The organism is Streptomyces sp. NPDC034670 (assembly GCF_055574875.1).
Genome location: NZ_JBVITR010000025.1, coordinates 20,435 through 46,536, shown reverse-complemented (window position 1 = coordinate 46,536; position 26,102 = coordinate 20,435). Strand labels below are relative to the sequence as shown.

Here is a 26,102-nt window from a genome sequence, read left to right as displayed (position 1 = left end):
TGCCCACAAGACGGGGGGAGGAGGGGCCACGCTGGTGCGGGAAAAGAAAAGAACGGAGCCGACGCTTGGCTACTGGGTGGGTGTCTTTTTCTCCCCCCCCCCCCCCCCCCCCCCCCCCACACCCGACGGGGTCGTGTTTCACGTGAAACACGACCCCGTCGCGGGGGTTCATCCCTGTCGATCGGCCCACCATTCCTTGAGTGCCTTGACCGCCGCATCGTGCTCCATCGGTCCGTTCTCCAGCCGGAGCTCGAGCATGTGCTGGTATGCCTGCCCAACGGCCGGGCCCGGCTCGATCTCCAGGATCTCCATGATCTGGTTGCCATCGAGATCCGGGCGGATGGCGTCCAGTTCCTCCTGTTCCTGGAGCTTGGCGATCCGCTCCTCCAGGCCGTCGTACGCACGTGACAACGCGGCAGCCTTGCGCCGGTTGCGCGTGGTGCAATCCGAGCGCGTCAGCTTGTGGAGCCGGTCGAGGAGCGGCCCCGCGTCGCGGACATAGCGACGGACGGCGGAGTCCGTCCACTCGCCCGTGCCGTAGCCGTGGAAGCGCAGGTGGAGCTCGACGAGCCGCGAGACGTCCCTCACCAGCTCGTTGGAGTACTTGAGCGCCGTCATACGTTTCTTGGTCATCTTCGCTCCGACCACCTCGTGGTGGTGGAACGAGACCCGGCCGTCCTTCTCGAAGCGGCGTGTGCGCGGCTTGCCGATGTCGTGCAACAGGGCCGCCAGGCGGAGGGTCAGGTCGGGGCCGTCGTCCTCGAGGGCCATCGCCTGCTCCAGGACGATCAGTGTGTGGTCGTAGACATCCTTGTGCCGGTGGTGCTCGTCACGTTCCAGACGCAAGGCCGGCAGCTCGGGCAGTACACGCTCCGCGAGCCCGGTCTCGACCAGCAGGGTCAGGCCCTTGCGCGGGTGAGAGGACAGGATCAGCTTGTTCAGCTCGTCCCGTACGCGCTCGGCGGAGACGATCTCGATCCGTCCGGCCATCTCCTTCATCGCCGTCACGACCTCGGGCGCCACCTCGAAGTCGAGCTGGGCGGCGAAGCGCGCGGCCCGCATCATCCGCAGCGGATCGTCGGAGAAGGACTCCTCGGGTGTACCCGGAGTGCGCAGCACACGTGCCGCGAGGTCGTCGAGGCCACCATGGGGATCGATGAACCGCTTCTCCGGGAGCGCGACGGCCATCGCGTTCACGGTGAAGTCGCGGCGGACCAGGTCCTCCTCGATGGAGTCGCCGTACGAGACCTCCGGTTTGCGCGAGGTGCGGTCGTACGCCTCCGACCGGTAGGTGGTCACCTCGATCTGGAAGCTTCGATCAGCGTCTCCGAGGCGGGCCTCCTTCTGCGCCCCGACCGTCCCGAAGGCGATCCCGACGTCCCAGACGGCGTCCGCCCAGGGGCGCACGATCTTCAGCACGTCCTGTGGGCGGGCGTCGGTCGTGAAGTCCAGATCGTTGCCGAGGCGGCCGAGCAACGCGTCCCGCACCGAACCACCGACCAGGGCGAGTGAGAACCCGGCCTCCTGGAAACGGCGGGCGAGGTCGTCGGCGACAGGGGCGACCCGCAGCAGTTCACTCACGGCGCGGTCCTGCACCTGGCTCAGGGCACTGGTTTCTTCGTTGGCGTTCGGCACAACAGAAGAGGGTACGTGCCACGGGCGGCCGGAAGCTCCTCCATTGCGCGCCTGCGGCTCTCGTCGATACCCGCACAAAGCCTGCTCTTAGGGTATTGGACGGCACTCTCCGCCATACAGTCCCATACAGGGCAGCCAGGCTCTGTCCCCGATCTTGTGGAACGGTCCGCGGCACTTCCCCTCAGCGGGCATCGTTACCATGCCTGGACGCACATTCCGACGACCACTGACGATGACGAGGGACGGGCGAGCGCGTGGCCGAGGCGGCAGACTTCCAGGGGACCCGTCCCTCACCTGCCCTCCGTCGGCTTCGGTGCACCGGTGCCCTGCTCGCCGGAGTACTCCTGCTGGCAGGGCTCCTGCAGTTGCCGACCGCGGCTCCCGCGGCTGCCGCCGGGCAGGGCGCATCGCAGGCCGCTTCCAGCGCCGGCTCGGTCTCCGTCTCGGTCGACTCACTCACTCCCAGCGCCCCCACCGAGGGGGACACCGTCACCGTCTCCGGCACGGTGACCAACAGAGGAAAGCAGACCGTCACCGACGCCCACGCGGGGCTGCGGGTGGGTCCGCTGCTGAACACCCGCTCGAGGATCGACAGCGTCGCCCGGAACAGCGACGACGTCCAGGGTGTCATCGGCTCCGAGGTCGGCGGCACATACACCGAGGAGTTCCCCGAGCTCATCCCGGGTGTCTCGCGGCCCTTCAGCATCTCCGTCCCGGTCGACGAGCTGGACCTCGGACAGAGCGGCGTCTACCAGCTGGCCGTGTCGCTCACCGGGCAGACCGCCGCACAGCCCTGGGACCGGGTCCTCGGCGTCCAGCGGACCTTCCTCCCGTGGCAGCCCGAGAAAGCCGACACCCGAACGAAGACGACGTTCCTGTGGCCGTTGATCTCCACCGTCCACATGACGGCGGAGACGGGTTCGAACGAGCAGCAGACGCCGGTCTTCCGCGACGACGACCTCGCCGAGGAGATCTCCCCGGGCGGCCGACTGGACCGCATGGTGGCACTGGGCAAGGACCTCGACGTCACCTGGGTGATCGATCCGGACCTGCTGGCCTCCGTCGACGCGATGACCGAGAGTTACGAGGTACAGGGCGAGGGCGACCACAACACGGCCGGCAGCCACCAGGCGGTCGCCAAGCGATGGCTCGCCGGGGTGCAGCAGGCGGTGGCGGACAAGGAGATCGTCGCGCTGCCGTTCGGCGACCCCGACCTGGCTTCCCTCGCCCACAACGGCACCGCCGTCACCGGCTCACTGAGCCACCTCAAGGAGGCCACCGACGTCGCCTCGGACACGGTGGAGTCGATCCTCCACGTGAAACCCACCACGGAGTTCGCCTGGCCCGTCAACGGCGCGGTCGATCCCTCCATCGTCAAGGTCGCCACGTCCGCCGGTGCCGACAAGGTGATCGCCCGCAGCGACACCTTCAAGGAGAGCGGCGACCTGTCGTACACGCCCTCCGCGCCCCGTCCCATCGGCGGCGGCACCACCGCCGTCGTGGCGGACGCCCCGCTGTCCACGGCCTTCCAGGGCGACATGACCAGGGCCTCCACGTCCACACAGGCGGTGCAGCGGTTCCTGGCCCAGAGCCTGACGCTCGGCCTCCAGACGGGCAAGCAGCGCAGTGTCGTCATCGCCCCGCAGCGCACCCCGTCCGCGAGCCAGGCCCAGACGATGGCCGAGGCACTGGCCGCCCTCCGGAACGGGGCCTGGTCCGAGTCACAGGATCTCGCCGCGGCCGCGCGGACCAAGCCGGACCCCGCCGCCACCACCAGGGTTCCCTCGGCTTCCGCGTACCCCTCGTCGCTGCGCGGGCACGAGCTGCCGCGATCGGCGTTCGAGCAGATCGCGAGGACGCAGGGCAAGCTCGACAGGTTCAAGGTGATCCTCTCCGACCAGTCCCGGGTGGTGACCCCGTTCGGACGCGCCCTGAACCGGGGGATGTCCGTGTCCTGGCGGGACCGGGGCACCGAGGCGGCGGTCTACCGGAGCGGCGTCGAGTCGTACCTCGACACGCTCATCGACCAGGTGAAGCTCATCGACAAATCGGAGACGAAGCTCTCCGGCCGCAGCGCCACGATCCCCGTGACGGTCCAGAACAATCTGGTGCAGGGCGTCGAGCACCTGGTGCTGCGGCTCTCCTCGACCAATCCGACCCGTCTCGAGATCGGTGGGGACTCCTACGAGGAGCAGCCCATCGCCGTGTCCGGCGGGCACAGCCAGTCGGTGAAGTTCACCACGTCGGCCAACGCCAACGGCCGGGCGACGGTGGTCGCCCAGCTGTACACCCAGGACGGTCAGAAGTACGGCGCCCCCGTCACCTTCGACGTGAAGGTCACGGAGATCACCGCCACGGTGATGCTGGTCATCGGCGGCGGTGTGCTGCTGCTGGTCCTCGCCGGTTTCCGGATGTACACGCAGCGCAAACGTGCCGCGGCCCGCGAGGCGGAAGAGCAGCGGGACGAGCCGGACAAGGACGCTGACGGCCCCCAGGATCCGGGAGCCCTCGCTGCACGTCTCACCGAGGGGCCCGGGTCCGATGACCGGGCGGACACGCCGGAGCAGCCGAGTGACCCGGCACCGGACACCGCACCGGAAAGCGCAGGCCCGTCCGGTGCGGGTGAGAGAGTGGACCGTTGAGGATGTCGTGGCCGGTGGGCCGGGGACGATGAGGTGGGGTAACCATGAACGCGCCGTACGACGGTGACCGCGGCCGTGCCGCGGGCAGCTCGGGCCACCCCGAGTCGGAACCCCCCGAGGGTCCGCCGCCCGGGCACGACCAGGCGCCGCAGCCGCCCGCCGACCCGTACCTCCGGGACGCCTACGGCCAGGACCCCTACCGGGTACAGGACATCACCGCCCAGGATCCCGTCGCGGAGGCGCTCCACGACCGTGCCGCGTACCCGTCCCCCCCTCCGGGCACGTACTCGCCTCAGCAGCCGCTCTACGGGCAGCCGCCCCAGTCGCCGTACGCTCCCGATCCGCGGGTGTGGGCCCAGACCCCCGCACCGGAGCCGGACAGACCGACGCAGTACCTGCCCTCCGGCGACGACCCGCGCACGACGCAGTTCGTGGGTGTGGACGACCTGGTCGGCCAGGCCGGGGAGCAGCGCCGCGAGCCGGACGCCTTCGCCCACCTCTTCCGCGACCAGCAGCAGAGCGGCACCCTCCCCGATCAGCAGGGCGGCGGGTATCCCCAGCAGCACGGTGCTGGGCACCCGGGCCAGCCGTCGGCGGGTGACCAGCAGCCCTACGCGTCCGCGCCGGTGGCCGGCCCGTCCGCGACCCCCGGCCACTACGCGGGTGCCACGCCGCCCCTCACCGCCGAGGCGCCTGCTCCGGAACCGGCGCCCGCGCCGAAAAAGGGCGGACGGGCCGGAAGCCTGCTGAAGTCCAGTGCCGTGATGGCGGCGGGCACGATGGTGTCCCGCCTCACGGGGTTCATCCGGTCCGCGTTGATCGTGTCAGCACTGGGTCTCGGTCTCCTCGGCGACTCGTTCCAGGTCGCCTACCAGCTACCGACCATGATCTACATTCTCACCGTCGGCGGCGGCCTCAACTCCGTCTTCGTGCCGCAGCTCGTGCGGGCGATGAAGGACGACGAGGACGGAGGCGAGGCGTATGCCAACCGCCTGCTGACACTCGTCATGGTCGTCCTCGCCGCGCTCACCGCCCTCGCGTGGCTGGGCGCCCCGCTCCTGGTGCGTGCGCTGTCCAACGAGGTCGCCGGCAATCCCGAGGCCAACGAGGTCGCCGTCACCTTCACCCGTTACTTCCTGCCCTCGATCTTCTTCATGGGCGTCCACGTGGTGATGGGTCAGGTCCTCAACGCCCGGGGCCGGTTCGGCGCGATGATGTGGACCCCGGTCCTGAACAACATCGTCCTCATCTTCACGCTCGGTACGTTCATCTGGGTCTACGGCAGCGCCGCGGACTCACGGATGAATGTCACCAACATCCCTCCGGAGGGCCAGCAGCTCCTCGGCATCGGTGTGCTGCTCGGCCTCGTCGTCCAGGCCCTGGCGATGATTCCGTATCTTCGCGAGACCGGGTTCCGTATCCGCCTGCGCTTCGACTGGAAGGGGCACGGGCTGGGCAAGGCAGCGATGCTCGCCAAGTGGACCCTCCTGTTCGTCCTCGCCAACCAGGCGGGCGCTCTGGTCGTGACCCAGTTGTCCACGGCCGCGGGCCTGGATTCCGGTGTCGGGGGCACCGGCTTCGCCGCCTACGCCAACGCCCAGCTGATCTGGGGCCTGCCGCAGGCCATCATCACCGTCTCTCTGATGGCCGCGCTCCTGCCCCGTATCTCACGCTCGGCGGCCGAAGACGATGCCGGCGCCGTCCGGGACGACATCTCGCAGGGTCTGCGTACCACGGCCGTCGCGATCGTGCCGATCGCCTTCGGTTTCCTCTCGCTCGGCATCCCGATGTGCACGCTGATGTTCGGCTCGTCGGGCACCGACGATGCCACCAACATGGGCTACATGCTGATGGCCTTCGGTCTCGGCCTGATCCCGTACTCCGTGCAGTACGTCGTCCTGCGTGCCTTCTACGCCTACGAGGACACCCGGACCCCCTTCTACAACACGGTCATCGTGGCCGCGGGCAACGCGGTCGCCTCGACCCTCTGCTTCTTCGTGCTCCCGGCCCGCTGGGCCGTGGTCGGCATGGCCGCCTCGTACGGCGTCGCCTACGCGATCGGCGTCGGCGTCGCCTGGCGCCGCCTGCGCCAGCGGCTGGGCGGGGACCTGGACGGCGCCCGGGTGCTGCGTACCTACGCCCGGCTGTGCATCGCGTCGGTGCCGGCCGCGCTGCTCAGTGGTGCGGCTTGCTACGGCATCAGCCAGACGCTCGGCCAGGGGGTCGTGGGCTCGTTCGCCGCGATCCTGGCCGGTGGAGCCGTTCTGTTCGGCGTCTTTTTCGTCGCCGCCCGTCGGATGCGGATCGAGGAGCTCAACTCTCTGGTCGGCATGGTCCGCGGGCGCCTGGGACGCTGAGGCAGGGGGTAGGCGCACAACCATCGTCAGCCACCGCGTGTCGTGCATAGCGGCGGACTGTGGGCACAATTGGTTTCGGCGTGGAACGGCGCGCAACGGACGCCGGTCCGCGCGCAATGGATGGGGAGGCAGGGAACGACGGTGGCGGAACGGAGCACAGCTGCCGTCGACGTGGCAGACAACAGCGGCGAGCAGTCGCTGACCGCACAGGCGGACCAGTCCACGGCCGACGGGGTGGCCAAGAACCGGGAGCGGGACACGGACAGCGACGAGGCACAGGAGAGCACCGGGGCCGACGGTTCCGGCAAGACCTCGCCACCCGAGCTGCACAGCGGTCACAAGCTGGCCAGACGCTACCGCCTCGAGGAGTGCGTCACCCGTCTGGACGGGTTCAGCAGTTGGCGTGCCGTGGACGAGAAGCTCCGCCGCGCCGTCGGCGTGCACATCCTGCCGGCGGATCACTCGCGTGCCCGGTCCGTCCTGGCCGCGGCCCGCTCCTCCGCCCTGCTGGGCGACCCCCGCTTCGTCCAGGTCCTGGACGCCGTCGAGGAGAACGACCTCGTCTACGTCGTCCACGAATGGCTCCCCGATGCCACCGAGCTGACCACGCTCCTGGCCGCCGGCCCACTGGAGGTGTACGACGCCTACCAGATGGTCAGTCAGGTCTCCTCCGCCATGGCCGCGGCCCACCGCGAGGGCCTCGCCCACCTGCGTCTGAACCCCAATGCCGTACTGCGCACCTCGACCGGTCAGTGGCGCATCCGCGGCCTCGCCGTGAACGCGGCGCTGCGCGGCATCAGCTCCGACACCCCGCAGCGCACCGACACCGAGTCCATCGGTGCCCTTCTCTACGCCGCTCTCACCCAGCGCTGGCCGTACGAGAACGACGCCTACGGCATGTCCGGCCTGCCGAAGGACATCGGCCTGATCCCGCCGGACCAGGTGCGGGCCGGTGTCCACCGCGGCCTGTCCGAGCTCGCGATGCGGGCGCTCGTCAACGAGGGGGCCACCGCCTCACGTCACGAGTCGCCGTGCACCACGCCGGAGGAACTGGTGAAGGCGATCGGCGAGATGCCCCGCATCCGTCCGCCGGAGCCCGCGTTCACCACCCCGCCCGAGTACCAGCACACGACCTACCAACAGGGCACGTACGGCCGTCCGGCGCCCCATCCCGGCGTCACCCAGCCGGTGTCGCCCCCGCCTCCCCCGCTGCAGAGCCGCACGGGCAAAGCCCTGAAGTGGGCCGTCTCGGCCCTGTTGATCGCCGCGCTCGGCCTGGGCAGCTGGCAGTTGGCGGACGCCCTCATGGACCAGGGCGGCAAGGCGGACGACACGAACAAGACCCAGACGACGGACGGGGACGACAAGATCAGCGAAAGGCCCGAGAAGCCCAAGCCGCTCGCGATCCAGGGTGCCCAGGAGTACGTGGCGAAGGGCGGTGCCCAGGCGCCCGGCGACGTGGCCAAGACGTACGACGGTGACAGCTCGACCTACTGGCGTACCAAGAGCTTCGTGGACGGGCCGGACATGAACCCGGTCTTCAAGCCCGGCGTGGGCATCGTCTACGACCTCGGGTCCGAACAGACCGTGAAGTCGTCGACGATAGGACTGCGCTACTCGGGTGACCACACCACGGTCACCCTGTACGCAACGGACTCGACCAGTTCGTCCACACCGATCAGTGCCATGCACGAGCTCGGAACCGTGACGACGTCCGGGGACCAGGCCACGGTGAAGGTCGACAAGCCGGTGAAGACCCGGTACGTACTGGTCTGGTTCACCGCCCTGCCGTCGGCACCCGGCGACGGCTACAGCAACCCCGGCTACAAGCAGGCCATCACCGACCTGAAGTTCACCGGCTGACGGCGTACCGAGGGGGAGGGGGTCCCATGGCGGACAGCAGCGCCCACCGCGACGCAAACGATCAGGACCTCCTCGCCCGCCACGTGGACGGTGACCCCGACGCCTTCGGTGAGCTCGTGCGCCGTCACCGCGACCGGCTCTGGGCCGTGGCCCTGCGGACGCTGGGGGACCGGGAGGAAGCCGCAGACGCGGTTCAGGACGCCCTTGTCTCCGCCTACCGGGCCGCCCACACCTTCCGCGGTCAGTCGGCCGTCACCACCTGGCTGCACCGGATCACGGTGAACGCCTGCCTGGACCGTGCCCGCAAAGCGGCCTCCCGGAAGACCGCACCGATCGACGACACCGAGCGCCTGGAGCAGTTGCTGGAGCCCCATGAGTCCGCCTCGGCGCCTGCGGAGCGCAATGATCTGCATCGCCAGTTGATCGAGGCGATGGGCACTCTCCCGCCCGATCAGCGGGCGGCCCTCGTCCTGGTGGACATGCAGGGCTATCCGGTAGCCGAAGCCGCTCGCATCCTCGACGTACCCACTGGCACGGTGAAGAGCCGCTGTGCCCGGGGCAGAGCCAGGCTCCTGCCCCTGCTCACCCACCTGAGGTCGGATGGCACCGGTGGGAGCAGGAAACAGGGTGAGGAACGGAACCGGACGCAGGGGACACCCGTCCCACCCGCAGCAGGGGCGTGTCGAGCGGACTCTCCGGGCACAGGACCGAGCGACCCGGCGGCTTTGAAGGGCGGAGGTGGGCGAGCGTGACGTCGACGACAGACAAGGCGGAGCACCCGGACGTCGCGGAGATCTCCGACCTGACCGAAGGGCTCCTTCCACCGGTTCGGGCCACCGATGTACGCCGGCACCTGGACGAGTGCGAGCTCTGCGCGGACGTTCATGCCTCACTCGAAGAGATCCGGGGCCTGCTCGGCACCGTGCCGGGTCCGCCTCGCATGCCCGCCGAGGTCGCGGAACGCATCGATGACGCGCTCGCAGCGGAAGCCCTGACGCGCACCACCGTGCCGGGCGCCGAGGAAGCCCTCGACGCGTCCCCCGAGGCACTCAGCGATGAAGGGACACATGTTTCACGTGAAACGTCGCCTTCGGACCGACCGACCGGGCGCCCTCGTTCCTCCACGACCGGGCCGGGCCGCAAGGCCCGCCTGAGGGGAGGCCGTCGACGGGCCGCCGTCCTGGGGACCGTGTTCACCGTCGCCGTGCTCGGGCTGGGGTCGGCACTGCTGCCGTCCTGGAACGACGGTGCGGGGTCGGACGGGGAGCGGCATACGACCGCCACGGACACCTTCTCCGAGGAGGAGCTGGAGAAGCGGGTTGCCGACCTTCTCGCACAAAGCCAGCAGGAGAGTGGCGGCTCCCGTGCTCCGGACACCTTCGGAACACAGTCGGAGTCCGGCGCCGCCCGCCCCAAGGTCCTCAAGCAGCCCGTGGTCCCGGAATGCATCCGTGACGGCATCGGCCGCAATGACGCCGCTCTCGCCGCCGAGCACGGCAGGTATCAAGGCAGGGAAGCGCTGCTCGTCGTGCTCCCCGATGTCTCCGACGGCACTCGTGTAACCGTGTACATCGTCGAGGCGACCTGTGTGGGCAACCCGTCCTCGGGCCCTGGGGCGAAGGTTCTGCTGAAACACTCCTACCTGCGTTCCTGACGACCGACGCTTCGTCCTCTTCCGCGTGGTGACCCGTGTGAGAGGGCCCACCGTGCACCCCTCTCGTGACCGTCCCCGTGTGCCCGGGTACAGCGGGAATGCGCGCCCCGTAGGATCCGTTGGGTGGGGTGAGAGTCCCGAAAGAAGCTCCCACCGGTCGAACGATGCAGACCAGAGACGAGGAATCAAGCCGTGAGCGACGTCCGTAACGTGATCATCATCGGCTCGGGGCCCGCCGGCTACACGGCGGCGCTCTACACCGCCCGTGCGTCGCTGAAGCCCCTGGTGTTCGAGGGGGCCGTCACCGCCGGCGGCGCGCTGATGAACACCACCGACGTGGAGAACTTCCCCGGTTTCCAGGACGGCATCATGGGCCCCGAGCTCATGGACAACATGCGCGCCCAGGCGGAGCGCTTCGGTGCCGAACTCGTTCCGGACGACGTGGTCGCCGTCGATCTGACCGGTGAGATCAAGACCGTCACGGACACCGCAGGAACGGTGCACAAGGCGAAGGCCGTCATCGTCGCCACGGGCTCGCAGCACCGTAAGCTCGGCCTGCCGAACGAGGACGCCCTTTCCGGCCGCGGTGTCTCGTGGTGCGCCACCTGTGACGGCTTCTTCTTCAAGGACCAGGACATCGCCGTGATCGGCGGTGGCGACACCGCGATGGAGGAGGCCACCTTCCTCTCGCGCTTCGCCAAGTCCGTGACGGTCGTCCACCGCCGTGACACCCTGCGTGCCTCCAAGGCGATGCAGGAGCGTGCCTTCGCCGACCCGAAGATCTCGTTCGTCTGGGACAGCGAGGTCGCCGAGGTCCAGGGCGACCAGAAGCTCTCGGGTCTGAAGCTGCGCAACGTCAAGACCGGCGAACTCTCGGACCTGGCGGTGACCGGCTTGTTCATCGCGATCGGCCACGACCCGCGGACCGAGCTCTTCAAGGGCCAGCTGGAGCTGGACGAGGAGGGCTACCTGAAGGTCGACGCGCCCTCGACGCGCACGAACGTCACCGGTGTCTTCGGTGCCGGTGACGTGGTCGACCACACCTACCGCCAGGCGATCACTGCGGCTGGTACGGGCTGTGCCGCCGCTCTCGACGCCGAGCGCTTCCTCGCCTCCCTCACGGACGGGGAGAAGGCCGAGCCCGAGAAGACCGCTGTCTGACCCCATCCACCACCTCACGCATCAACCAGTTAAGGAGCCCGCCGTGGCCGGCACCCTGAAGAACGTGACCGACGACTCCTTCGAGCAGGACGTCCTCAAGAGCGACAAGCCCGTCCTGGTGGACTTCTGGGCCGCCTGGTGCGGTCCGTGCCGCCAGATCGCTCCCTCCCTCGAGGCCATCGCCTCGGAGTACGGAGACAAGATCGAGGTCGTCAAGCTGAACATCGACGAGAACCCCGGAACGGCTGCCAAGTACGGCGTCATGTCCATCCCGACCCTGAACGTCTACCAGGGCGGGGAGGTCGCCAAGACCATCGTCGGCGCCAAGCCGAAGGCTGCGATCGTGCGCGACCTCGAAGAGTTCATCGCCGAGTAAGGACAGGCGGCCTCATCCAGGGCGCATGTTTCACGTGAAACACGAATGGGCTGACCCGCATGGGTCAGCCCATTCGCATGAGGTGCCACAGACGTCAGGTGCCTCAGAGGGGACGCAGCGCCGGTTCCTTCTGCACAGCCCCGAGCAGCCGGTCCAGTGCCATCTCGACGTCTTCCTTCCAGGAGAGTGTCGTCCTCAGTTCCAGCCTCAACCGGGGATGGGCAGGGTGCTGTCGGACTGTCTTGAAGCCCACGGCCAGCAGATGGTCGGCAGGCAGAACACAGGCGGGTTCCTTCCAGCGAGCATCACCGAAGGCTTCGATCGCCCGGAAGCCCCGACGCAGCAAGTCCTTCGCGACCGTCTGCACCATCACCCGGCCCAGCCCTTGTCCTTGGTAACCCGGCACGATGAACGCGGTCATCAACTGCACCGCGTCGGGTGAGACAGGACTGGTGGGGAACGCCGTGGAGCGTGGCACATAAGCGGGGGGAGCGTAGAGAACGAAGCCCACAGGAACGTCATCGACGTAGACGACTCTCCCGCAAGACCCCCAGTCCAGGAGGACGGCTGAGATCCACGACTCCTTCTCGAACGCGGATGTGCCCGCCTTTATCGCTGCCTCGCCGCTGACGGGATCGAGTTCCCAGAAGACGCACGAGCGACAGCGTTGGGGAAGGTCCTGAAGGTTGTCCAACGTGAGCGGTACAAGCCGACGCCCCATGAAGGCTGTTCCTCGCTTCCTTCGCTCGCTGCCTCGCGGGCGGCTCTCAGAGCGCTCCGTTCGCTGAGCAGGCTGCCGATGAAACCGCCGATGACGCCCACCCCCAGCCCCGCGCTCACCAGTCCGGTGCGACTCGTCATTCGCATGGCCCCTGCCTTGGTCTCAGAGGTACTGACGGGTGGGTGCGCCGTATCCGAACGCATCGTATCCATGAAGCGATTCCACCGATACCGCCAAAAAACAAAGGGCGGACCATGTTCCGGTACACACCGGACAAGGTCCGCCCTGGCCGGCTGACCGCCTGGGCCGGCCGAGGAGTCAGGAACCGGTCTCCTCGGAGTCGTCGTCCCCCAGGCTCTTCTGCAGAACGGGACCCTCACCGGGAGCAAGGGTGCCGAGGATGCGCTCAAGGTCCTCCATGGAGGCGAACTCCACGGTGATCTTGCCCTTCTTCTGGCCCAGGTCGACCTTCACCCGCGTCTCGAAACGATCTGAGAGACGCGTGGCCAGGTCCGTCAGCGCCGGGGAGACCCGGGCGCCCGCCCGCGGCCCCTTGGAGCGCTGAGCCTGCTGGGGTCGTGAACCCCTCAGGGTCACGATCTCCTCGACAGCACGCACCGACAGTCCTTCGGCCACGATCCGGTGAGCCAGCCGCTCCTGCTCTTCCGAGTCCTCGACGGACAACAGCGCGCGTGCGTGTCCGGCGGAGAGCACCCCAGCGGCGACCCGCCGCTGCACGGCCGGCGAGAGCTTCAGCAGGCGCAGCGTGTTGGACACCTGTGGACGAGACCGACCGATGCGGTCCGCCAGCTGGTCATGGGTGCAGTTGAAGTCCTTCAACAGCTGGTCATAGGCGGCGGCCTCCTCCAGCGGGTTCAGTTGAGCACGGTGCAGGTTTTCCAGCAGCGCGTCCAGGAGGAGCTTCTCGTCGTCCGTGGCCCGTACGATCGCCGGAATGGTCTCCAGCCCCGCCTCGCGGCAGGCCCGCCAGCGACGCTCACCCATGATGAGTTCGTACCGGGCCGAACCCACCTGCCGCACGACAACCGGTTGGAGGAGCCCGACCTCCTTGATGGAAGTGATCAGCTCGGACAGCGCGTCCTCGTCGAAGACCTCACGTGGCTGCCGGGGATTCGGGGTGATGGCGTCGAGAGGGATCTCGGCGAAGTGGGCTCCGATGGGAGGTGCGGGTGCAGCCGAGGCACCGTTCGTCGACGAGTCCTCCGTTTCACGTGAAACGGAGGACAGAGCGGCTACCTTCGCGGCTGCCACTCCTCGCTCGTTCGGCAGCACGGGAACCGCTGCGGGCGACGTCGAAGCAACGCCTCCGATCGCAGTCGGCGCCCCTGTCTTCTCCGTCGGTGCAGCAGGGATCAATGCGCCGAGACCACGGCCCAACCCCCTCCGTCGATCGCTCACTGGACGCCCTCCACCATGCTCGGACCGTTCTGCTGTGCGCCGATGTGCGCCTGTGATGCGTCGTAGCTGATACCGACGCCCCTGAGCGCGATCTCGCGTGCCGCCTCAAGATAAGAGAGGGCACCACTCGATCCAGGATCGTAGGTCAGCACCGTCTGCCCATAACTCGGGGCCTCCGAGATACGAACGGAACGGGGAATGCTTGTCCTGAGCACCTCGTCCCCGAAGTGGGTGCGCACCTCTTCCGCGACCTGCGACGCGAGCCGGGTCCGGCCGTCGTACATGGTGAGCAGGATCGTCGATACATGCAGCGTCGGGTTGAGGTGTCCCCGTACCAGATCGACGTTGCGCAGCAGCTGTCCCAGGCCTTCCAGGGCGTAGTACTCGCACTGGATGGGGATGAGGACCTCCTGGCCCGCCACCATGGCGTTGACCGTCAGCAGGCCGAGGGAGGGCGGGCAGTCGATGAGGATGTAGTCCAGCGGCTGCTCATAGGCCTGAATGGCTCGCTGCAGTCGGCTCTCCCGCGCCACCAGCGAGACAAGCTCGATCTCCGCACCGGCGAGATCGATCGTGGCGGGTGCGCAGAAAAGCCCTTCGACGTCGGGGACCGGCTGAACGACCTCTGCCAGCGGCTTGCTCTCCACCAGCACGTCGTAGATGGAGGGCACCTCGGCATGGTGGTCGATTCCCAGGGCGGTGGAGGCGTTGCCCTGAGGGTCGAGATCGATCACCAGAACGCGACCACCGTGCAGAGCGAGCGAAGCGGCCAGGTTGACGGTGGTCGTCGTTTTACCGACACCGCCCTTCTGGTTGGCGACCACGATGACACGGGTCTGCTCAGGCCGTGGCAGGCCCTCACCTGCGCGGCCCAGAGCCTCCACCGCCAGCTGGGCAGCACGACCGATGGGAGTGTCGTCCATCGGAGGCGGCGTTTCACGTGAAACATCCGCCCCCGTCGACTCGGTACGGGGACCGGGGACCGGATCGGTCATCGGTCCCGCGATGTTGGCGTCGGACCGCAAGGATTCACTCTCCTCGACTTCAGGCTCGCAATGAACAGAGCCTCCCATGCCTCCAGGGTCGCGAACCAGTGAGGTCTGCCGTTCTGTGGAGAAATCCACCTCTGTGGACAACTCCCCGCCCCTGAGGGAGGCCGATGTCTCGCCGGACGCCGGCCTCTCCCCGAGTGAACCGAGAGGCTTACGGCCCCGGGGCTCGGCCGCAGCGCGGCCCCGATTGATGATGCCGTGCAGCAGTGAGCGATGTTTCACGTGAAACACGATGCACAGTGACCGGGGCCGTACCGCTGCGACACTCCGACTTGCATGGATTCGGCAGCTTATGTGGAGTACATCTGGCCTTCAGGACAGATTGCGCTCGCCCGCAGGCGAATGGTGCTCCGCGGAGGGACGAACCGTGTTCTAGCCCCGTCGCCGACGAACCCGCCCCGTACGGGCGGCCTTCGCTCGCTTCGCAGCAAACCGCACACCGCCGGGACTCTCCCCGACCTCGACCCGCACCACGGTGGACATCGGGTCCACCACACCCTCGCCCACATGAACGATCGACGTCGCCACGGCACCGAGCTTGCTCAGTGCCGTCGCCGCGCTCTTCAGCTCCTCCTCGGCCGTGTCGCCCTTGAGGGCGAGCATCTCTCCGTACGGCCTCAGGAGCGGAATGCCCCACGTGGCGAGGCGGTCGAGCGGTGCTACGGCACGCGCCGTCACGATGTGCACCGGAGGCAGCTTCCCCATGACCTCCTCGGCCCGGCCACGCACGACCGTCACGTGGTCCAGGCCCAGCAGCTCCACGACCTCGGTCAGGAAAGTGGTACGCCGCAGCAGCGGCTCCAGCAGTGTGATCCTGAGGTCCTCCCGGACCAGTGCCAGCGGAATGCCCGGCAGGCCGGCACCCGAGCCGACATCGCACACCGTCACCCCCTCCGGCACGACCTCCGAGAGCACCGCGCAGTTCAGCAGGTGCCGCTCCCACAAACGGGGCACCTCGCGCGGGCCGATCAGACCGCGCTGCACGCCCGCCTCGGCGAGCAGCTCCGCATACCGGACCGCGTCCGCGAAGCGATCACCGAACACCTCGCGTGCCTGCTCGGGCGCGGGGGGAAGCTCCGCTGCCTCCGTCACGGGGGAACCGTCCTTCCGTACCGTGCCGGCACAGGGCGCCGGCAGCAGAATCACAGAACTATCAGGCTGACAAAATTCGGCCCCGTCTGCGCTACAGACGGGGCCGAGGGAACACGGAACCGATCAGGCGGGGAGTACGACGACGAAGCGCTGCGGCTCCTCGCCCTCGGACTCGCTGCGCAGGCCTGCCGCCTTGACCGCGTCGTGCACGACCTTGCGCTCGAACGGAGTCATCGGGTCGAGCCGCACGGGCTTGCCGCTGCTCTTGGCCTCGGCAGCGGCCTTCGCGCCCAGCTCGGACAGCTCCGTGCGCTTGTTGGCACGGTAATCGGCGATGTCGAGCATGAGACGGCTGCGGTCCCCGGTCTCCCGGTGCACGGCCAGACGCGTGAGCTCCTGGAGCGCCTCCAGGACCTCGCCGTCACGGCCGACCAGCTTCTGCAGGTCCCGGCTGCCCGTGTCACTGATGATCGAGACGGAGGCGCGGTCCGCCTCGACGTCCATGTCGATGTCGCCATCGAGATCGGCGATGTCGAGCAGACCCTCCAGGTAGTCCGCCGCGATCTCGCCTTCCTGCTCGAGGCGGGTCAGGGTGTCTGCGCCCTCGGCAGCAGCGGAGGTGGTGCCTTCCGTCACGGGATGGACTCCTTACTTCTTGGACGGGGACTTGGGCCGCTGCGGGCCCTTGCGCTGCCCGGACTGGGCCCTGCTGCGGGTACTGCCGGCGGGCTTGGCACCGCTCTTCTTGGCGGCAGCGGCGGGCTGGGGGTCGCTCTGGGGCTCGTCGGCCTTGGTCAGCGAGGTGCGCTCACCGGCCGCCTTGGGCAGCCCCGACTGGCGCTTGGCCTTCGGCTGCCGCTTGGGCTGCTGCCGCTTGGCGGCTCCGGTAGTGGGCGTACCGTCCTCGGCCTGGGCGGCGGCCGTGGCCTCGCTCTTGATCACCGTGCCGTCGCTCTGGGCCGCGAGGCCCGCCTTGTTCAGACCGTTGATGAACTTGCGCTCGTACTCGTTGCGGTCCCGGCCCTTGGCGACGATGGCCTTGACGATGGCCCGCTCCCGGCGGTTACGGGTCCTGCCGTGACGCTCGACGTGCTTGGAGAGACGCTCCAGGTACGCGGCCTGGGCCTTGGAACCGGGCGTGGGGTTGTTGTGGATGATGTACATCTGCTGGCCCATGGTCCACACGTTGGTGGTCAGCCAGTAGACGAGGACACCGACCGGGAAGTTGATGCCGAAGACGGCGAAGATGATGGGGAAGACGTACATCAGCATCTTCTGCTGCTGCATGAACGGCGTCTTCACCGTGGTGTCGACGTTCTTCGTCATCAGCTGGCGCTGCGTGTAGAACTGCGACAGCGACATCAGAACGATCATGAGCGCCGTGACGACGCGGACGTCGGTCAGCGAGGAGTTGAGGGCCGCGACCTTCTCCGAGCTGTCCGTGAACTTCGCCGCGAGCGGGGCGCCGAAGATGTGGGCCTTCTGTGCGCTCTCCAGCAGGCGCTCGTTGATCACGCCGACGGTGTCGTTCGACGCGATGCTGTTGAGCACGTGGTACAGGGCGAAGAAGAACGGCGACTGCGCCAGGATGGGAAGGCACGAGGAGAGCGGGTTGGTGCCCGTCTCCTTGTACAGCTTCATCATCTCTTCGGACTGACGCTGCCGGTCGTTCTTGTAGCGCTCTTGGATCTTCTTCATCTCCGGCTGGAGCGTCTGCATCGCGCGCGTCGCCTTGATCTGCTTCACGAAGAGCGGGATCAGGCAGATGCGGATCAGGATCACCAGGGACACGATGGACAGGCCCCAGGCCCACCCGGTGTCAGGGCCGAAGACTGCCCCGTACACGCTGTGGAACTGGACGATGACCCAGGAGACGGGTGTTGTGATGAAGCTGAAGAGGCTGGCAATCGTGTCCACTGATCATGCTCCTTGGGCATGGGACGGGGTCTCTGCGGCCGGGCTCGAAGGACTCGCCTGACGTGTGGGAGGAGTCCGTCCCTCGGTGGCCGGTTCGGCGGCGGAGGGCCCGCCCCTGCGTGCGCGCCAGGCGTCACGCAGCATTTCGTGCCACCGCGGACGCTTGCGCGGCGGAACATGGTCCACACCGCCCGGCGACCACGGGTTGCACCGTAGGATGCGCCAGGCCGTGAGTGCTGTGCCCTTGATGGCACCGTGCCGGTCGATGGCCGTGTAGCCATAGTGGGAACACGACGGGTAGTACTTGCACACCGGCCCCAGCAGTGGACTGATCGTCCACTGGTAGATCTTGATCAGAGCCAGCAGCGGATACTTCATTGCGTGCCCCCTCCCAGCAGCCGCCGCAGGGCGGCGTCCAGGTCCTGGGCCAGCTGTGCGTGGTCGGCGTCGCCCGCCGGGGGCAGCGCTCGTACGACTACCAGGCTACCGGGGGGCAACTGGTCGACTCGCTCGCGCATCAGGTGGCGAAGCCTGCGCTTCACCTTGTTGCGCACCACCGCACCTCCCACAGCCTTGCTCACGACGAAACCCGCACGCGGCGGGGGAGCGCTCTCCCCAGGCGCATGCGGGTCCGTGGCACCGCTACGAAAGTGGACGACGAGGTGCTGGCGCCCGGCCCGGCGCCCTCGTCGTACCGCGGTCGCGAAATCCTCGCGCCGCCTCAGCCGGTTCTCGGTGGGCAGCACGATGTCATGACCTGACCGGGATCAGGCGGACAGACGGGCGCGACCCTTGCTGCGGCGGGACGCGAGAATCGCGCGGCCGGCACGGGTGCGCATACGCAGCCGGAAGCCGTGGGTCTTCGCGCGACGACGGTTGTTCGGCTGGAAGGTGCGCTTGCTCACTCGGGGGCTCCAGAAGAAATCGGTGTTTGCGGGGTGCCGTCCTGGCTGTCACCGTGCGCCCACGAGAAGCTCGCGTTACGCCCGAGTGCACCGCTGACCGATCACCTTGAGCGATCTGTGCCCATCGGAGGCAGGCGGCAGCAGCCATCGACAACTCGACCTCGTTACGGTACGCGCGGCCGCGCCATTCGGTCAAACCAGTGGTCACCGGGAGACACTTGTCCACAGCCTGGGGACAACAACTTGAACCGTACCGGTCGCCCTGACTACCTTGGCTGGACTCCGATTCGTTCCCTTGACCCTTCACCACCCGATTTACATCCCGACCCGCCTCTCGCATCACACGTTCGAGGGGCCTGTGAGAGAGCGTGCCCTGTGGCTGACGTACCTGCCGATCTTGCCGCAGTGTGGCCACGTGTACTGGAGCAGCTCCTCGGCGAGGGCCACGGGCAGGGGGTCGAGAGCAAGGACGAGCACTGGATCCGGCGCTGTCAGCCGCTCGCACTGGTGGCCGACACCGCCCTGCTCGCCGTCCCGAACGAGTTCGCGAAGGGTGTGCTCGAGGGCCGCCTCGCACCCGTCGTCAGCGAGAGCCTGAGCCGTGAGTGCGGTCGCCCGATCCGGATCGCCATCACCGTCGACGACACCGCCGGCGAGCCACCGGCCCCGCCGGCGCCCCGTCCCCAGCCGCGCTACGAGGAACCGGAACTCCCCACCGGCCGCCCGGACCGCCCCGAGCGGCAGGACCGGCCGGAACGCGACCCGTACGAGGGGTACGACAGCTACGACGGGTACCGGCGCCGCCGCGCCGACCAGCAGCCGGGCCCGCCGGGCGACCAGCTCCCCACCGCCCGTCCCGCCTACCCCTCCGAGTACCAGCGCCCGGAGCCGGGCTCCTGGCCGCGGCCGGCGCAGGACGAGTACGGCTGGCAGCAGCAGCGTCTGGGCTTCCCGGAGCGGGACCCGTACGCCTCGCCCTCCCAGGACGCCTACGGCCCGCAGGACGCCTACGGCGGCCCGCCCTCGCAGGACTACCGCCCGCAGCCGATGGAGCGTCCGGCCTACGACCAGCAGCGCTCCGACTACGACGCGTCACGCACGGACTACGAACGCACGGACTACGAACGCGGCGACTACGACCAGCGCGACGCCGTGCGCCGCGAGCTGCCCGAGGCGCCCTCCGGTTCCGGACACGTCCACCGCGGCGGTCCCGTCGGACCGAACCTGCCCACCACCGGTGCGCCCGGCCCGCTGGCCGCGCAGCCCGCGCCGGCGCCCGGTCCCGGTGAGCCGACCGCGCGGCTGAATCCGAAGTACCTGTTCGACACGTTCGTCATCGGCGCGTCCAACCGCTTCGCCCACGCGGCCGCGGTCGCCGTCGCGGAGGCCCCGGCGAAGGCGTACAACCCGCTGTTCATCTACGGGGAGTCCGGGCTCGGCAAGACCCACCTGCTGCACGCGATCGGGCACTACGCGCGGAGCCTCTACCCGGGTACGCGCGTGCGGTACGTGAGCTCGGAGGAGTTCACCAACGAGTTCATCAACTCCATCCGGGACGGCAAGGGCGACAGCTTCCGCAAGCGCTACCGCGAGATGGACATCCTGCTCGTCGACGACATCCAGTTCCTGGCGGACAAGGAGTCGACGCAGGAGGAGTTCTTCCACACCTTCAACACGCTCCACAACGCCAACAAGCAGATCGTGCTGTCCAGCGACCGGCCGCCCAAGCAGCTGGTGACGCTGGAGGACCGGCTGCGGAACCGGTTCGAGTGGGGCCTGATCACCGACGTCCAGCCGCCGGAGCTGGAGACGCGCATCGCGATCCTGCGCAAGAAGGCGGTGCAGGAGCAGCTGAACGCCCCGCCGGAGGTGCTGGAGTTCATCGCCTCCCGGATCTCGCGGAACATCCGCGAACTGGAGGGCGCGCTGATCCGGGTGACGGCGTTCGCCTCGCTCAACCGGCAGCCGGTGGACCTCGGGCTGACCGAGATCGTGCTGAAGGACCTGATCCCGGGGGGCGACGACTCCGCTCCGGAGATCACCTCGACGGCCATCATGAGCGCGACCGCCGACTACTTCGGGCTCACGGTCGAGGACCTGTGCGGCACCTCGCGCGGGCGCGCGCTGGTGACCGCCCGGCAGATCGCCATGTACCTGTGCCGGGAGCTGACGGACCTGTCCCTGCCGAAGATCGGCGCGCTGTTCGGCGGACGCGACCACACGACGGTGATGCACGCCGACCGGAAGATCCGCAACCTGATGGCCGAGCGGCGCTCCATCTACAACCAGGTCACCGAGCTCACCAACCGCATCAAGGCCGGCTGAGCGCCGCCACACCGACAGGACGGCAGAAAGGGCGTCCCCGGGGCACCTCCGGGGACGCCCTTTCGCCGTCCGCCGACGAGGCCGACCGGGCCGGCGGAGGGGAGCGGGCGGCCCCGGGCGGCGGACCACGGACAGCCGGCAGCCGACACCTGACCGATCGCCCCACTCCCGCTGTTCGATTACACAGCCGGGTTACGGCCGTCCTCCACAGATTCGGTGACTTTTTCCCGTCCACATCCTGGGGACCGCGAAGTTATCCCGACTCTGTCCACAGCACCCCTCATCGAGGCACCATCACGCCAGGTCAGCCCGCTGTGGATTCGTGGATCAACGATCTCCACAGCCTGTGGACAGAGCAGGGATCCCCCCTCTGCGCACCAGGCTGTCCACGGGTAACCCACAGGTCAGAGCCTGTTGTCCCCAGCGATCACCGCTTTCTCCACATGCCTGTCCACTGTTCGGCAACACGACGTGCGTCCTCACCGCATCGAGTGAAAGACGTCACATCGGGGCACTGCAGGGGCCTGTGGGAAAGACTGCCAAAGCTGGGGACGGCTCTGGGGAGAACTCGCCCCGCCCTGTGCACGGTGTGTGCAGAACTTTCCGTTCTCCACAAAGGCGCCCGGTTGTCCACCCCTCCGGCCCACAGGGCCAGTGGATAAAATCACCGCCCTGAACTGGGGAAACAGGGTTATCCACGGTATCCACAGGCCCTACTACTACTCCCGACCAGAGAGAGCGGGGAATTCGCTTCGAAGGAGGCCCTGTGCACAACTGGCCGTCCCGGCCCCGGCCGCCCCTCGTCACGACTTGACCCCGAGGGGCGCCTACTGTCAGTGCGGTGCGTCAGACTGGTCCTCGGTGCTCTTCCCCTCACCGGGGACGACGACACCGAGTCAGACGACGAGAGCCAGGCAGGGCGAGAAGCGCCGGCAACAGCAGGAGGCGGCAACAGTGAAGATCCGGGTGGAACGCGACGTACTCGCGGAGGCAGTGGCCTGGGCGGCGCGCAGCCTCCCGGCCCGTCCGCCGGCCCCTGTGCTCGCCGGCCTGCTGCTGAAGGCCGAGGACGGTCAGCTGAGCCTGTCCAGCTTCGACTACGAGGTGTCCGCGCGGGTGTCGGTCGAGGCGGAGGTCGAGGAGGAGGGCACCGTCCTCGTCTCCGGCCGTCTGCTCGCCGACATCTCCCGCGCCCTCCCCAACCGGCCGGTGGAGATCTCCACAGACGGTGTACGGGCGACGGTGGTGTGCGGATCCTCGCGGTTCACCCTCCACACCCTGCCTGTGGAGGAGTACCCGGCCCTGCCCCAGATGCCGAACGCGACGGGCACGGTCCCCGGCGAGGTCTTCGCCTCCGCCGTGCAGCAGGTCGCCATCGCGGCCGGCCGTGACGACACGCTGCCCGTCCTCACCGGTGTGCGCATCGAGATCGAGGGCGACACCGTGACGCTGGCCTCCACCGACCGCTACCGCTTCGCGGTCCGCGAGTTCCTGTGGAAGCCGGAGAACCCGGACGCCTCCGCGGTCGCCCTGGTGCCCGCCAAGACGCTCCTGGACACCGCCAAGTCGCTGACCAGCGGCGACCAGGTGATCCTGGCGCTGTCCGGTTCGGGTGCGGGCGAGGGCCTGATCGGTTTCGAGGGCGCGGGCCGCCGCACCACCACGCGGCTGCTGGAGGGCGACCTCCCGAAGTACCGCACCCTCTTCCCGACCGAGTTCAACAGCGTCGCCGTGATCGAGACCGCCCCCTTCGTGGAGGCCGTCAAGCGCGTGGCCCTGGTGGCCGAGCGCAACACCCCGGTGCGGCTGAGCTTCGAGCAGGGCGTGCTCATCCTGGAGGCCGGCTCCAGCGACGACGCACAGGCTGTGGAAAGGGTGGACGCCCAGCTCGAGGGCGACGACATCTCGATCGCCTTCAACCCGACCTTCCTGCTGGACGGCCTGAGCGCCATCGACTCCCCGGTGGCCCAGCTGTCGTTCACCACGTCCACCAAGCCCGCGCTCCTCAGCGGCAGGCCCGCGGTGGACGCGGAGGCGGACGAGGCCTACAAGTACCTGATCATGCCGGTGCGGCTCAGCGGCTGACGTCGCCCCGGTCGTCCACAGCTGTGCACCGTGCTTCCGGGCGACCCGGCGGACGGCCCCTCGGGCCGAGGGGCCGAGCCCCGGAAGCGGCTGTGGAGGGACCTGCGGGCGGGCGTGCGCATGAGCGCGTATGCCCACAGATGTGCGTGAGCGTCCGGGTTTAGGCTCTGGGCGGTACGTCAGTGCCGCGGCACGGCCGTGCCGCCACGTCACGTCGCAACCTAAGGAACACAACTGATGGAGCTCGGTCTCGTCGGCCTCGGCAAGATGGGCGGCAACATGCGCGAGCGGATACGCCGCGCGGGCCACACCGTCTTCGGATACGACCGCAACCCGGACCTCGCCGATGTCCACAGCCTGGAAGAGCTTGTGGGCAAGCTCGAGGGCCCGCGTGTGGTGTGGGTGATGGTCCCGGCCGGCGAGCCGACCCAGACCACCATCGACGCGCTCGCCGAGCTGCTCGAGCCCGGCGACGTCGTCGTGGACGGCGGAAACTCCCGCTGGACGGACGACGAGAGGCACGCCGAGGAGCTGGCGGCCAAGGGGATCGGCTTCGTCGACTGCGGCGTCTCCGGCGGCGTCTGGGGGCTGGAGAACGGCTACGCGCTGATGTACGGCGGCGACGAGGAGAACGTCGCCAAGGTGCAGCCGATCTTCGACGCCCTCAAGCCCGAGGGGGACTTCGGCTCGGTGCACGCGGGCAGGGTCGGTGCGGGCCACTTCGCGAAGATGGTCCACAACGGCATCGAGTACGCCATGATGCAGGCCTACGCCGAGGGCTGGGAGCTGCTGGAGAAGGCCGACTCGGTGGACAACGTCCGGGAGGTGTTCCGTTCCTGGCAGGAGGGCACCGTCATCCGCTCCTGGCTGCTCGACCTCGCGGTGAACGCCCTCGACGAGGACGAGCACCTGGAGCGGCTCCGGGGTTACGCCGAGGACTCCGGTGAGGGACGCTGGACGGTGGAGGCCGCCATCGACCACGCCGTGCCGCTGCCGGCGATCACCGCTTCGCTGTTCGCGCGGTTCTCCTCCCGCCAGGAGGACTCGCCGCAGATGAAGATGATCGCGGCGCTGCGCAACCAGTTCGGCGGCCACGCGGTCGAGAAGAAGTAAGCAGCACCGGAAGGCTGGGGAGGCCGGCGAAACGACCATGCACGTCACGCACCTGTCGCTGGCCGACTTCCGTTCCTATCCCCGGGTCGAGGTTCCGCTCGACCCGGGGGTCACGGCCTTCGTCGGGCCCAACGGGCAGGGCAAGACCAACCTCGTCGAGGCGGTCGGCTACCTCGCCACCCTGGGCAGCCACCGGGTCTCCTCCGACGCCCCGCTGGTCCGCGTGGGCGCCGACCGCGCGATCATCCGTGCCCAGGTCCGCCAGGGCGAGCGTCAGCAGCTGGTCGAACTGGAGCTGAACCCGGGCAAGGCCAACCGCGCCCGCATCAACCGGTCCTCGCAGGTCAGGCCCCGTGACGTGCTCGGCATCGTCCGGACGGTCCTCTTCGCCCCCGAGGACCTCGCCCTGATCAAGGGCGACCCCGGCGAACGGCGCCGTTTCCTGGACGAGCTGATCACCGCGCGTTCCCCGCGCATGGCCGGCGTCCGCTCCGACTACGACCGGGTGCTCAAGCAGCGCAACACCCTGCTGAAGTCGGCCGCGCTGGCCCGTCGGCACGGCGGCCGCACCATGGACCTGTCCACCCTCGACGTGTGGGACCAGCACCTCGCGCGCGCGGGCGCGGAGCTCCTCGCCCAGCGGCTGGACCTGATCACCGCGATCCAGCCGCTGGCCGACAAGGCGTACGAGCAGCTCGCCCCCGGCGGCGGGCCGGTCCACCTGGAGTACAAGCCCTCCGCACCCGGCGAGGCCCACACGCGTGAGGACCTGTTCGAGCAGCTGACGGCCGCCCTCGCCGAGGCCCGCCGGCAGGAGATCGAGCGGGGCGTCACCCTGGTCGGTCCGCACCGTGACGACCTGCTGCTCAGGCTGGGCCGGCTGCCCGCCAAGGGCTACGCCTCGCACGGGGAGTCCTGGTCCTACGCGCTGGCGCTGCGCCTGGCCTCCTACGACCTGCTGCGGGCCGAGGGCAACGAGCCGGTGCTGGTGCTCGACGACGTCTTCGCCGAGCTGGACGCGCGCCGCCGGGAGCGTCTCGCCGAGCTGGTCGCGCCCGGTGAGCAGGTCCTGGTGACCGCGGCCGTCGACGACGACGTCCCCCACGCGCTGTCGGGAACGCGGTTCACGGTGGCGGAGGGGACGGTGGAGCGCGCATGAGCGGACCCGACCCGTCCGGCCGCGCGGCCGGGAAGGCTCCCGAGCCCTCCGGGGTCGACCTCGCGCGCGTGGCGCTGCGGGCGGCCAGGGAGGCGGCACGCGCGCGCGGTGACGCGGCGCAGCAGAAGAAGCAGGTCCGGCGCGGCGGCCTGCGCTCCGGCGCGCGCGCCGACCGGCGCGACCCCATGGCGCTCGGCGCGGCGATCAACCGCCTGCTGTCCGAGCGCGGCTGGGAGGCCCCGGCGGCGGTGGGCGGGGTGATGGGGCGCTGGCCCGAGATCGTCGGCGAGGACGTGGCCAAGCACTGCGAGCCGGAGCGGTACGACGAGGACGAGCGGGTGCTGGTCGTGCGCTGTGACTCCACGGCCTGGGCGACGAACCTGCGGCTGCTCGCCCCGACCCTGGTGGCCCGCCTCAACGAGGACCTCGGCCACGGCACCGTGCGGTTGATCAAGGTCAACGGTCCCGGGGGGCCCGCCCGCCGCTACGGCCCGCTGCGCGCCCCCGGGAGCTCGGGTCCCGGGGACACGTACGGGTGAGCGGAGGCCGTTCTCCGGCTCGGCGACCCCGCGTGATCGACATCACATCGGTGCTTTTCGGAGGCGGGTCCGCCCCGCCGGGCCCCC

At 68.9% G+C, this 26,102-nt stretch carries 22 protein-coding genes; 12 read left to right on the top strand and 10 right to left on the bottom strand.

Features of this window, described 5'->3' with window-relative positions; genetic code table 11:
• Window positions 1-168: 168 nt before the first annotated feature.
• Window positions 169-1,635, bottom strand: coding sequence for a CCA tRNA nucleotidyltransferase (locus ACZ56B_RS18285; protein WP_468791045.1), 1,467 nt, complete (start codon window positions 1,633-1,635; stop codon window positions 169-171).
• Window positions 1,636-1,889: 254 nt separating this feature from the next.
• Here ACZ56B_RS18285 and ACZ56B_RS18280 point away from each other — a divergent pair, with 254 nt between their 5' ends.
• The 7 genes from ACZ56B_RS18280 (at window position 1,890) to trxA (ending at window position 11,688) form a co-directional block, all read left to right on the top strand.
• Window positions 1,890-4,277, top strand: coding sequence for a DUF6049 family protein (locus tag ACZ56B_RS18280; protein ID WP_468791044.1), 2,388 nt, complete (start codon window positions 1,890-1,892; stop codon window positions 4,275-4,277).
• Between the two features lie 44 nt (window positions 4,278-4,321).
• Window positions 4,322-6,634 carry a murein biosynthesis integral membrane protein MurJ gene (murJ, locus tag ACZ56B_RS18275; protein WP_468791042.1) on the top strand — a complete coding sequence of 771 codons (2,313 nt, stop codon included), beginning with the start codon at window positions 4,322-4,324 and terminating at the stop codon, window positions 6,632-6,634.
• A 141-nt stretch (window positions 6,635-6,775) separates the two neighbouring features.
• The gene (locus ACZ56B_RS18270; protein WP_468791040.1) at window positions 6,776-8,497 is read left to right on the top strand and encodes a protein kinase family protein; all 1,722 of its coding nucleotides are present in this window, start codon (window positions 6,776-6,778) and stop codon (window positions 8,495-8,497) included.
• 26 nt (window positions 8,498-8,523) lie between these two features.
• Entirely contained in the window at window positions 8,524-9,249 is a 726-nt protein-coding gene (gene sigM, locus ACZ56B_RS18265) for an RNA polymerase sigma factor SigM (protein WP_468791038.1), read from the top strand.
• The gene (locus ACZ56B_RS18260; protein ID WP_468791036.1) at window positions 9,246-10,151 is read left to right on the top strand and encodes an anti-sigma factor family protein; all 906 of its coding nucleotides are present in this window, start codon (window positions 9,246-9,248) and stop codon (window positions 10,149-10,151) included. Before sigM ends, ACZ56B_RS18260 begins: the two co-directional genes overlap by 4 nt.
• Before the next feature lie 192 nt (window positions 10,152-10,343).
• Entirely contained in the window at window positions 10,344-11,312 is a 969-nt protein-coding gene (gene trxB / locus ACZ56B_RS18255) for a thioredoxin-disulfide reductase (protein WP_468791034.1), read from the top strand.
• 43 nt (window positions 11,313-11,355) lie between these two features.
• Window positions 11,356-11,688 carry a thioredoxin gene (gene trxA / locus ACZ56B_RS18250; RefSeq protein ID WP_010032728.1) on the top strand — a complete coding sequence of 111 codons (333 nt, stop codon included), beginning with the start codon at window positions 11,356-11,358 and terminating at the stop codon, window positions 11,686-11,688.
• Between the two features lie 103 nt (window positions 11,689-11,791).
• Here trxA and ACZ56B_RS18245 read toward each other — a convergent pair whose 3' ends face one another.
• The 9 genes from ACZ56B_RS18245 to rpmH form a co-directional block, all read right to left on the bottom strand.
• Window positions 11,792-12,409, bottom strand: coding sequence for a GNAT family N-acetyltransferase (locus ACZ56B_RS18245; RefSeq protein ID WP_468791032.1), 618 nt, complete (start codon window positions 12,407-12,409; stop codon window positions 11,792-11,794).
• 318 nt (window positions 12,410-12,727) lie between these two features.
• Window positions 12,728-13,828 carry a ParB/RepB/Spo0J family partition protein gene (locus ACZ56B_RS18240; protein ID WP_468791030.1) on the bottom strand — a complete coding sequence of 367 codons (1,101 nt, stop codon included), beginning with the start codon at window positions 13,826-13,828 and terminating at the stop codon, window positions 12,728-12,730.
• Window positions 13,825-14,901: a ParA family protein gene (locus tag ACZ56B_RS18235; RefSeq protein WP_468791028.1), complete on the bottom strand. Its 1,077-nt coding sequence runs from the start codon at window positions 14,899-14,901 to the stop codon at window positions 13,825-13,827. Before ACZ56B_RS18235 ends, ACZ56B_RS18240 begins: the two co-directional genes overlap by 4 nt.
• Window positions 14,902-15,252: 351 nt before the next feature.
• Window positions 15,253-15,972, bottom strand: a complete 720-nt coding sequence (rsmG, locus tag ACZ56B_RS18230) for a 16S rRNA (guanine(527)-N(7))-methyltransferase RsmG (protein WP_468791026.1) — start codon at window positions 15,970-15,972, stop codon at window positions 15,253-15,255.
• Window positions 15,973-16,095: 123 nt separating this feature from the next.
• On the bottom strand, window positions 16,096-16,608 hold the full coding sequence (locus tag ACZ56B_RS18225; RefSeq protein WP_468791024.1) for a Jag family protein: 513 nt from the start codon (window positions 16,606-16,608) through the stop codon (window positions 16,096-16,098).
• A gap of 12 nt (window positions 16,609-16,620) precedes the next feature.
• A complete protein-coding gene (yidC, locus tag ACZ56B_RS18220; protein ID WP_468791022.1) occupies window positions 16,621-17,889 on the bottom strand; it encodes a membrane protein insertase YidC in 1,269 nt (422 codons plus the stop codon).
• A gap of 3 nt (window positions 17,890-17,892) precedes the next feature.
• Complete coding sequence (gene yidD, locus ACZ56B_RS18215; protein WP_468791020.1) at window positions 17,893-18,267, bottom strand: membrane protein insertion efficiency factor YidD; 375 nt, start codon at window positions 18,265-18,267, stop codon at window positions 17,893-17,895.
• A complete protein-coding gene (gene rnpA, locus ACZ56B_RS18210; RefSeq protein WP_468791018.1) occupies window positions 18,264-18,635 on the bottom strand; it encodes a ribonuclease P protein component in 372 nt (123 codons plus the stop codon). The genes yidD and rnpA overlap by 4 nt, the downstream gene beginning before the upstream one ends.
• Before the next feature lie 21 nt (window positions 18,636-18,656).
• The gene (rpmH, locus tag ACZ56B_RS18205) at window positions 18,657-18,794 is read right to left on the bottom strand and encodes a 50S ribosomal protein L34 (RefSeq protein ID WP_003956500.1); all 138 of its coding nucleotides are present in this window, start codon (window positions 18,792-18,794) and stop codon (window positions 18,657-18,659) included.
• A 375-nt stretch (window positions 18,795-19,169) separates the two neighbouring features.
• On the opposite strand from rpmH, the gene dnaA reads away from it, so the two are divergent.
• The 5 genes from dnaA to ACZ56B_RS18180 all read left to right on the top strand — a co-directional run bounded on the left by dnaA (window position 19,170) and on the right by ACZ56B_RS18180 (window position 26,015).
• On the top strand, window positions 19,170-21,119 hold the full coding sequence (dnaA, locus tag ACZ56B_RS18200; protein ID WP_468791016.1) for a chromosomal replication initiator protein DnaA: 1,950 nt from the start codon (window positions 19,170-19,172) through the stop codon (window positions 21,117-21,119).
• A gap of 954 nt (window positions 21,120-22,073) precedes the next feature.
• Window positions 22,074-23,204 carry a DNA polymerase III subunit beta gene (dnaN, locus tag ACZ56B_RS18195; protein WP_468791014.1) on the top strand — a complete coding sequence of 377 codons (1,131 nt, stop codon included), beginning with the start codon at window positions 22,074-22,076 and terminating at the stop codon, window positions 23,202-23,204.
• Window positions 23,205-23,441: 237 nt separating this feature from the next.
• Window positions 23,442-24,317 (top strand): phosphogluconate dehydrogenase (NAD(+)-dependent, decarboxylating), encoded by an 876-nt coding sequence (gnd, locus tag ACZ56B_RS18190; RefSeq protein ID WP_468791012.1) that lies wholly within the window; start codon window positions 23,442-23,444, stop codon window positions 24,315-24,317.
• Between the two features lie 37 nt (window positions 24,318-24,354).
• Window positions 24,355-25,476, top strand: a complete 1,122-nt coding sequence (recF, locus tag ACZ56B_RS18185) for a DNA replication/repair protein RecF (protein WP_468791010.1) — start codon at window positions 24,355-24,357, stop codon at window positions 25,474-25,476.
• On the top strand, window positions 25,473-26,015 hold the full coding sequence (locus tag ACZ56B_RS18180; RefSeq protein WP_468791008.1) for a DciA family protein: 543 nt from the start codon (window positions 25,473-25,475) through the stop codon (window positions 26,013-26,015). Before recF ends, ACZ56B_RS18180 begins: the two co-directional genes overlap by 4 nt.
• Window positions 26,016-26,102 lie beyond the last annotated feature (87 nt).